Origin of the sequence: uncultured Clostridium sp. (assembly GCF_947039605.1) — a bacterium.
Taxonomy (GTDB): Bacteria; Bacillota; Clostridia; order Clostridiales; family Clostridiaceae; genus Sarcina.
Genome location: NZ_CAMQZG010000081.1, coordinates 1 through 7,361 on the forward strand (window position 1 = coordinate 1; position 7,361 = coordinate 7,361).

Below are 7,361 nucleotides of genomic sequence, written 5' to 3' on the forward strand. Positions count from 1 at the left end.
GGTGATTTGCTTAGACCAGGGCTTCAGATAATTAAAACTAAAAAAGGAATATCAGTTGTTTCAAGCTTTTTCATTATGGTTGTACCAAATTCTAGGTATGGTGAAGAGGGGATGTTATTATTCTCGGACTGTGCTGTAAATCCAAATCCAAATTATAAAGAGCTTGCAGCTATAGCAATTGCAACTGCTGATACAGCAAGAGAAATTTGCAATATTGAGCCAAGAGTTGCAATGCTTAGTTTCTCTACTATGGGTTCAGCAGATCATGAAACAGTTGAAAAAGTAAGAAAAGCAACTGAACTTGCAAAAGAACTTAGACCAGATTTACTTATAGATGGAGAGCTTCAACTTGATGCGGCGATAGTACCAGAGGTTGCAAATCAAAAAGCACCATATAGTAAAGTTGCAGGAAGGGCTACAGTACTTATATTTCCAGATTTACAGTCAGGAAATATTGGATATAAGCTTGTACAAAGGTTTGCTAATGCAGATGCTATTGGTCCAATATGTCAAGGATTTGCAAAGCCAATCAATGATTTATCAAGAGGATGTTCCTTAGAGGATATTGTAAACGTTGTGGTAGTTACAGCTGTGCAAAGTAGTCATGAAAATATAGGAAGTATAAAAAAAGAAAAATATATAAATGTTTAAAATAAATATTTATATGAGTTTGAATATTTAGATAGGTGTAAAAAGCCTATCTTTTTTTATTTATTTTGTAATGGTAAAATATTACACGTATAAAGTTTGAAATTATTTATAAATTTAAAGGAGTCGTAATGGAAAGTTTAAAACAACAGGAAAATATAGAAATTAAAAAAGAGAGCAATGATTTTAAAAATGGACTTCCAATAGCACTTGGAACTTTTATAGGTGCAGTTAGTACAGAGTTTATACCACTTTCACTTCAAGATGCACTTGTGATTGCAGTTTATGGAATGTTTATTGCAATTATAGTTCCAGCAGGAAGAAAAGATTCTAACATTTTAAGGGCAATTATTATATCATCAGCACTTAGCATAGCATTTTTCTATGTTCTAGGCCTTAATAAAATATCAGATGGTTTTTCAATAATAATTTGTTCTTTAGTAGGAGCTATTATTATGGCAAAATTAAAACCGATAGAGGATGAAGAGAATACAAGTATATCAAAAGGTGTTGATAAAAAATTAAATAAAGAATAAGTTAAGAAAATAACTGATAATATTATTTTAAGTTTAATGAAATATATGAGTATAATGAGATTAAGATTAGTATAAAAAAAGAAGGAGTTTGAACAGATGAATAATAAATTAAGTGTATTTATAAGTTTAGTACTAAGACATAAACCAGAAGCGGCTAATATAAAATTAGATGAGAGAGGCTATGCAAATGTTGATGAACTTATAAAAGGTATGAATAGTGTAAAAAGGAAAATAGATTTTGAAATGCTAGATGAGATTGTCAAAAATGATAATAAAAGTAGATATAGCTTCAATGAAGATAAGACTAAAATAAGAGCTAATCAAGGACATTCAATAGATGTTGATGTAGAGCTTGAAGAATGTATACCACCAAGTGTTTTATATCATGGAACTGCAACTAGATTTGTTGATTCTATTATGAGTAAAGGAATAATTAGGGGTAATAGATTATATGTTCATTTATCAAAAGAAATTGATACAGCAAGTAAGGTTGGTACAAGACATGGTGAATTAGCTTTATTACAAGTTGATTCAGATAAAATGTATAGAGAGGGATATAAGTTTTATATATCTAAAAATAATGTTTGGCTAACTGATTTTGTGCCAGTTGAATATGTAAGTAAAATGGAAGAGGTCTAATAAAATGGCTGTATCATTATGATGCAGCCCTAAATTATTTTGAGTAATACTTGTGAGTTTCTACTTAAAATAGAAGATGAACTATTGTTGTTGCTATTGATATAGCAATTGTAAGTACCATAGCTGATATAAATCCGCTAATACTTACCCCTGGTACAAAGTATGTTGCAACAAATATCATTAGTACATTTATTACTAATGAAAATATACCAAATGTTAAACAAGTTATTGGTAAACTTACAAATTTAACTATTGGTTTTATTAGTAAATTGACTATAACTAGTGCGACTGAAAATAGTGCTAAATCCTCTACACTGCTATAACTTCCTAAATTAAAATATTTTATTCCTATAAAAGATACTATAAATATTACAAGTATTTTTCCAATTATTTTCATATGTACTGCTCCTTTTTTTCTATATGTTAATAGTATATTATACCATAGTAATTACATGTATAATTCTCATTTTTATTAAGAAAAAAGTAAAGTAATATTAAGAATTATTAGTTGAGATAGAATTTTATAAATAGTATAATTTATACAAATAAAAGTTTAAGGGAGTAAGATTTTACTTTTTTTATACAAATTTGTATAAAATCATTTATAATATAGATATAAAATGAAATTTTTAAGGATTAAGGTAAAATCAAATGAAAAATATGAGTAATGTATTTTTATTATTAATAGGATTTTTTATACTAATAACAGCTTTAAGATTTATACTTGTTTTAGCAAGAGATAAATCGCTTAAAGCAGGGTATGAGGAAATAAAAAGTTCAATACCATTTATAATTATAATGTTGATAATAGATGGACTTTCAAGTACACAGTTTGCAGATTTTCTACAAAAATTTGGAAAATCAGGCTCGATAATGAGTATAGCAGCTAGTATTATAGGTCTTATACTTGTTATTATAGTAATGATAAAAGTATTCAAGCCATCAAAAACTAAATATAAAGAGGCGCAAGCAAATGGAGAGAGCTTTTTTAAGGCTGTATGGCTTGCATTTAAAAAGGATGAAAAGTAGCTTTTTAGATGTGTATTTTATGAATAGCAATAAGAAGATATATGAGAGTGGACAATTAATTTGTCTGCTTTTTTGAGTTTAGAATTATTTGATATCATAGGTTTAAATGGAAAATTATAGTTTATACTCCAGTCTTGATAATAAACTATAATTGGTCTATACTAATAGATATAGATTGAATATCAATATCATTTAAAAATATTGATATTATTTTAATAATTAAATTTAAAAGGGGTTGTTTTATATGTTTATAGGTATACCTAAAGAAATTAAAAATAATGAAAATCGTGTTTCTCTTACTCCAGCAGGAGTAGTAACTCTACTTAAAGGTGGACACACTGTTATTGTTGAAACTAAGGCTGGTCTTGGATCAGGATTTTCAGATGAAGACTATCTAGCAGCGGGTGCTAAAATTGTTTCAACTTCAAAAGAAGCTTGGAATCAAGAGATGATTATAAAAGTAAAAGAACCATTAGAATCAGAATATAACTATTTTAAAGAAGGTTTAATATTATTCACTTACTTACATCTTGCACCTAACCCTATATTAACTAAGGCACTAGTAGCTAGTAAAGTTATAAGCATTGCATATGAAACAATTCAATTAGAAGATAATTCACTTCCATTATTAATTCCAATGAGTGAAGTTGCTGGAAGACTTGCACCACAAGTTGCAGCAGAATTTTTACATGAGCAATATGGTGGAAAAGGAATTCTTTTAAGTGGTGTTACAGGGACTCCAAGAGGTAATATTTCTATTATAGGTGGAGGAATTGCAGGTCTTAACGCTATTAAAACATCTATAGGCTTAGGTGCAAATGTTACCGTTCTTGATATAAGTGCGAATAGACTTGCAGCACTTGATAATATTTTTGGAAATACAATTACAACTTTAATATCTAATCCTTATAATATAGCAAATGCTGTTAAATCTTCAGATATTGTTATTGGGGCAGTACTAATACCTGGAGCTGCAGCACCAAAATTAGTTACTGAAGAAATGGTTAAATCAATGGAAAAAGGATCTGTACTTATTGATATTGCAATTGACCAAGGTGGTATATTTGAAACATCAGATAAAGTGACTACACATGAGAATCCTATATTTGAGAAACATGGAGTTTTACATTATACTGTTGCAAATATGCCTGGAGTTGTACCAAGAACATCAACAATAGCTTTAACAAATGCAACTTTACCTTATGCATCTCAGCTAGCAAATAAAGGCTATAAAAAAGCGCTAAAAGAAAATAAAGCACTTTTATTAGGACTTAACACAATGGCTGGTAAAGTTACTTATAAAGCTGTGGCTACATCACAGAACTTGGAGTACACAAACCCAGAATCATTACTTAAATAATAAATTTTTAGTTTTTAAATAATTAAAAAAGCCAGTATAAATTAAAATTAATTTGTACTGGCTTTAATTTTATAGATTTTTAATATTCTAATTAAATAGTTTGACATAAAACTATTTAATATATAAAATTAGTTTTATATAAAACTAATTTAAGGGGATGGATTTAATATGAATAGACTTTTTGAAAAAACAAACTTACTAGGATTTGAAACTAAGAATAGGTTTGTTAGAACGGCAACTTGGGAGAATTATGCAACTAAAGATGGACATATGACTGATAAATTATTTGGGATTTATGAAAATCTTGCGAAAAATGAAGTTGGGACAATTATTACAGGATACGTAAATATAGTTAAAGAAGAACAACCAAATGCTGGAATGATGGGAATGTATGATGATAGTTTTATTTCAGAGTATAAAAAATTAACTTCAATGTGCCATGAGTATGATTCGAAAATTATTTTACAACTTGCGTATGGTGGAACAAAAACTACTTTTAATGTAGGTGAGAGAATTATATTTGCTCCAAGTATTATAGCAGAGTTATCAACAGGGACTGTTGGGGTCGAGATGACTAAAGATGATATAGAATATATAGTTAATGGATTTGCAAGTTCTGCAAGAAGGGCTAAGGAAAGTGGCTTTGATGGTGTTGAAATACATGGGGCACATACATATCTTATAAATCAATTTTTAAGTCCATATTATAATAGAAGAAGTGATGAATATGGTGGAAGTCTTTTAAATAGATTTAGATTTTTAAAGGAAATATATTTAAAGGTAAGAGAAGAAGTAGATCATGATTTTAGTATTTTAGTTAAGCTTACTGCAAGTGATTTCTTTGATGGTGGTTTAACTTTTGAAGAAACTAAAAAAGTATGTACAATGTTAGAGGAGATAGGTGTTAATGCACTAGAGATTTCAGGTAATGTACATGGTAAGGCTAGAGGGCTGGTTGGAGAAGTTTTTGATGGGCAGAGTATAGAAAAAGAAGGATACTTTATAAACTATGCTAAAGAAATTAAAAAGATAGTGAGTATTCCTATAATTACTGTAGGTGGTTTTACAAGTTTTACTGGGATAGAAGAAAAATTAAATGATACAGGTATAGACTACTTTGGTTTATCAAGACCTTTAATATCAGAACCAGATTTAATTAAGCAGTGGAAAGAAAATGGAGATAAAAAAGCTAGATGTGTTAGATGTTCAAAGTGCAGAACTAGTGAGGGAAATTATTGTACAATATTTGATAAAGATTTTAATTTTAGAAAGTAGAAGGTTTTAAATTTATGAATGATAAATATATAGTTCATTTTATGAGTAAGACAAGAAAGAAGATGTTAAAGTTTATACAAAAAGAGTTAGTAGAAAATAACTTAGAAGAAATAGACCCAAGCTATGGGAATATACTCACTGCTTTATATGAGAGTGATGAAGCTCTTACTATGAATCAAATAGCGAAAAGAACAAGTAAGGATAAATCAACTATAACAGTTTTAGTAAATAAGCTTTATAAGCTTGGATATATTGAAAAAGTAAAAAGTACGAAGGATAATAGAGTAACTTACATTGTTCTTACAAAAAAGGCACAGGATATTAAAGATAAGTATATAAAGATTTGTAGAAATTTAAATCAGACGGTTTATGCAGATTTTTCAGATGATGAGAAAGAAGTGTTTTTGACATTATTAAAAAGAATGAATGATAATTTATCATAAGTTCAAATTAGATAAGAGTAGAAAAGTGAAGTTCATTTTTCTACTCTTTAAGCTTATTAATTAGGGATATCTTGACTTTACAAAGAAAATCTGTTAAGGTAATTATCTTAGTTAATTCAGAATAGATACCTTTCGGGTAGATAAAAATATACATCTTAATTTCAAGAAAAAATTCTAACATTTTCATTAAAATTAGTACAAAAACCCATTAAAAGAAATTAGAGGATATTACATATAAAATATTAAAAAAATAAAGTATTAATATATTAAAATTAAAACGTTTAACTTTAGATGATTTTCAATTGATAAGGTAGATTTATTGATTAATTTGCATATATTTTTTTTGTTACATTTTTATATTTTTTAACCATATTTAAACGACTATAATTCTTAAAGAAATAAAAATTAAATATAAAATAAGGGAGTTCATACAATGAAGAATAGTCGAACTAAAGGAATAGTACTAATACTATTTATGGCATTAAGTTTCTCTATAACAGGCGCGTTTATAAAAGGTGTGCATGGAATACCAGAGCAAGAAGAGGTGTTTTACAGAAATATAATTGTATTTATCACATCAATAGTTATGATCCTTAAAAGTAGAGCACCAGCTTTCGGAAAAAAAGAGAACAGACTCGCACTAATCGGTAGAGGTGCTTTTGGAACATTAGGGGCTTTTGCAAGTTACTATGCAATAACTCATATGATATTACCAAATGCGGTTATTATAAGTAACCTTTGCCCATTCTTAATCTTTGGACAACTACCACACCATATTCAATATATAGGATATGTATTAATAATAATTGGTGCGATAATGTTATATGCGTTTAACAATAAAAAACAATTACCAATAGAAGACAATGAAGTAGTGATAAATTAATTAATATCTGTCTCTTTAGAAATAAAGAGGGATAAAAAATTTTATCTAAATTAACGGAAAAGCTAATTAAAAGTAGTTAGAAGAACTATTTTTAGTTAGCTTTTTTCTTGTTTATTCTAGGGAATAGAATTTGAAAATTTGAAAATGTCTTTTTACTGTAATAATTATTTAATATAATTATTGGATAAATACAAAATAACTGTAATTTTCTAGAAGAAATATATGTATAATTAGTGGAGGAAGATGATTTGAAGAAAAAAGGTTTAATAATAAGTATTATAGGTATTTGTATAATTGGTGGAGTGGGGGTAGGTGGATATTCTGTTTATGGAAATAAAAAGGTAGGAGAAGCTGTTAATGTAAAGCCTAAAGTTAATACTCAAGAAGTGAAAATAGAGAGTGGAAAACCAAATGTACAAGCTGTTACTGTTGCAAGGATACCTGCACAAAAGAAAGTTGAAGAGAAAGAACCTTCTAAAGAAGAAGTAGGTATAGATAAGAAAGTGACTAATTTAAATGAAAATACAAAAGAAGAAGTAGTATATAAA

At 28.0% G+C, this 7,361-nt stretch carries 10 protein-coding genes; 9 read left to right on the plus strand and 1 reads right to left on the minus strand.

Annotated features, from left to right (window positions below):
• The 3 genes from Q0V24_RS16625 to Q0V24_RS16635 form a co-directional block, all read left to right on the plus strand.
• Positions 1 to 651 (plus strand): phosphotransacetylase (locus Q0V24_RS16625; RefSeq protein WP_297523225.1); only part of this gene is annotated, 651 nt, incomplete at its 5' end.
• Positions 652 to 779: 128 nt separating this feature from the next.
• Positions 780 to 1,184: a hypothetical protein gene (locus Q0V24_RS16630; protein ID WP_297523227.1), complete on the plus strand. Its 405-nt coding sequence runs from the start codon at positions 780 to 782 to the stop codon at positions 1,182 to 1,184.
• Positions 1,185 to 1,280: 96 nt separating this feature from the next.
• Positions 1,281 to 1,823, plus strand: coding sequence for an RNA 2'-phosphotransferase (locus Q0V24_RS16635; RefSeq protein WP_297523229.1), 543 nt, complete (start codon positions 1,281 to 1,283; stop codon positions 1,821 to 1,823).
• A gap of 64 nt (positions 1,824 to 1,887) precedes the next feature.
• Here Q0V24_RS16635 and Q0V24_RS16640 read toward each other — a convergent pair whose 3' ends face one another.
• Positions 1,888 to 2,220 carry a phage holin family protein gene (locus tag Q0V24_RS16640; protein WP_297523231.1) on the minus strand — a complete coding sequence of 111 codons (333 nt, stop codon included), beginning with the start codon at positions 2,218 to 2,220 and terminating at the stop codon, positions 1,888 to 1,890.
• A gap of 263 nt (positions 2,221 to 2,483) precedes the next feature.
• On the opposite strand from Q0V24_RS16640, the gene Q0V24_RS16645 reads away from it, so the two are divergent.
• The 6 genes from Q0V24_RS16645 to Q0V24_RS16670 form a co-directional block, all read left to right on the plus strand.
• Positions 2,484 to 2,852, plus strand: a complete 369-nt coding sequence (locus Q0V24_RS16645) for a hypothetical protein (protein WP_297523233.1) — start codon at positions 2,484 to 2,486, stop codon at positions 2,850 to 2,852.
• A 244-nt stretch (positions 2,853 to 3,096) separates the two neighbouring features.
• Positions 3,097 to 4,212, plus strand: coding sequence for an alanine dehydrogenase (gene ald / locus Q0V24_RS16650; protein WP_297523236.1), 1,116 nt, complete (start codon positions 3,097 to 3,099; stop codon positions 4,210 to 4,212).
• Between the two features lie 168 nt (positions 4,213 to 4,380).
• Positions 4,381 to 5,487, plus strand: a complete 1,107-nt coding sequence (locus Q0V24_RS16655) for an NADH:flavin oxidoreductase (RefSeq protein WP_297523237.1) — start codon at positions 4,381 to 4,383, stop codon at positions 5,485 to 5,487.
• A 14-nt stretch (positions 5,488 to 5,501) separates the two neighbouring features.
• The gene (locus Q0V24_RS16660; RefSeq protein WP_297523240.1) at positions 5,502 to 5,930 is read left to right on the plus strand and encodes a MarR family transcriptional regulator; all 429 of its coding nucleotides are present in this window, start codon (positions 5,502 to 5,504) and stop codon (positions 5,928 to 5,930) included.
• Between the two features lie 433 nt (positions 5,931 to 6,363).
• Positions 6,364 to 6,813, plus strand: coding sequence for a DMT family transporter (locus Q0V24_RS16665; RefSeq protein ID WP_297523242.1), 450 nt, complete (start codon positions 6,364 to 6,366; stop codon positions 6,811 to 6,813).
• Positions 6,814 to 7,061: 248 nt separating this feature from the next.
• Positions 7,062 to 7,361: hypothetical protein (locus Q0V24_RS16670; RefSeq protein ID WP_297523244.1), on the plus strand; the 300-nt coding region annotated here is incomplete at its 3' end.

Coding starts and splice junctions, on each gene's coding strand:
- Q0V24_RS16630 (WP_297523227.1), top strand. CDS start 780: ATGGAAAGTTTAAAACAACAGGAAAATATAGAAATTAAAAAAGAGAGC.
- Q0V24_RS16635 (WP_297523229.1), top strand. CDS start 1,281: ATGAATAATAAATTAAGTGTATTTATAAGTTTAGTACTAAGACATAAA.
- Q0V24_RS16640 (WP_297523231.1), bottom strand. CDS start 2,220: ATGAAAATAATTGGAAAAATACTTGTAATATTTATAGTATCTTTTATA.
- Q0V24_RS16645 (WP_297523233.1), top strand. CDS start 2,484: ATGAGTAATGTATTTTTATTATTAATAGGATTTTTTATACTAATAACA.
- ald (WP_297523236.1), top strand. CDS start 3,097: ATGTTTATAGGTATACCTAAAGAAATTAAAAATAATGAAAATCGTGTT.
- Q0V24_RS16655 (WP_297523237.1), top strand. CDS start 4,381: ATGAATAGACTTTTTGAAAAAACAAACTTACTAGGATTTGAAACTAAG.
- Q0V24_RS16660 (WP_297523240.1), top strand. CDS start 5,502: ATGAATGATAAATATATAGTTCATTTTATGAGTAAGACAAGAAAGAAG.
- Q0V24_RS16665 (WP_297523242.1), top strand. CDS start 6,364: ATGAAGAATAGTCGAACTAAAGGAATAGTACTAATACTATTTATGGCA.